Here is a 1,048-nt window from a genome sequence, read left to right as displayed (position 1 = left end):
TCTTGCTACAGAAAGTATTGGTGGTAGTACTTTAGTTAATAATGCGGAAATGTCTTCTTATAGCAAAAGTCTCTCTTCTGAGAAGAAAAAAAAGTGAGGAGAGGAGATAAAGTATGAGTCCAGAAGAGATTAGGTGGGTTGGTAAATATGTCACATTAATAATTTGTAACGTAGTGGCACTCTATCACGTTTATTACTTCTATAAAAAAACACAAAAATTAAGAGATGAGGTAATGGAAAAAGATAAAATAATACAAGAGCAAAAACAGATAATTCAAAAATTATCTCCTTATAGCGTTTTCTATTCTTCAAAAGATAGAAGAAAATCGGGCCAAAACTTAGTTTGAACTACTCTTTCTGGGTGATTTGATGAAGTGTGTTCAATGATAAAGATTGGTACAATTTCAATATTTGGTTTGATGTGGCGAATTGTGAGGTAAAATGGTACTTCTTCATTTTCCTTTAGATTAAAATAATCGCATATATCTTGCAATTTTAAGTCTGCTGTAAAAGGATTTTTAAAACTCAGATATTTTTCATTTTCAAGTTTTAAAAGTATCGCATACCTTCCTATAAACCCGCCTTCAACAAATACAAATGGGCTTTCATCAGGTATACGAAAATTATTCATTTTTATTGAGTGTTTTGTAGGATTTTTTATGATTACAGTTATATCAATAAGGAAATCTTTACCGCTCTTATATGCGTATGGTTTACCCTCTATAACAGCCTCTAGATTTGGACCTAAATCTCGTATTCCTTTTTCTTCCCATAAGATGGAGATGTGTTCTTTTGCTGTTTCAGTTTGGCTTGCAAGATGCTTTAATTGTTCATCTATTCTTTTTAGATCCTGTTTTCTGAACCAAAAAAGGAAAATTCCGTTAAGAATAGCAATAGCAGTGTTATCTAATGCACTTATCCATTTAAGCACTGTTTCCATATTCGGCACATTTCCCTCTTCCTGCTTTTTGAAAAAAAACAATCTTATAAAACACATTTTGATGGAATGGCGGCGATAAATAACACGATTCTTTGTCTTGATCTAGGG

1 protein-coding gene is annotated in these 1,048 nt (G+C 32.1%); it reads right to left on the bottom strand.

The window, feature by feature from the left end; genetic code table 11:
• Positions 1 to 301: 301 nt before the first annotated feature.
• A complete protein-coding gene (locus tag AC0QT4_RS09245; protein WP_473201371.1) occupies positions 302 to 940 on the bottom strand; it encodes a hypothetical protein in 639 nt (212 codons plus the stop codon).
• Between the last annotated feature and the right edge of the window lie 108 nt (positions 941 to 1,048).

The organism is Bartonella sp. EBT8 (assembly GCF_055796165.1).
The sequence above is the reverse complement of the archived record's forward strand: the minus strand, read 5'-3'. Positions and strand labels throughout refer to the sequence as shown.

Bases quoted from the DNA above. Each gene is read 5' to 3' on its own strand.
- AC0QT4_RS09245 (WP_473201371.1), bottom strand. From the start codon at position 940: ATGGAAACAGTGCTTAAATGGATAAGTGCATTAGATAACACTGCTATT.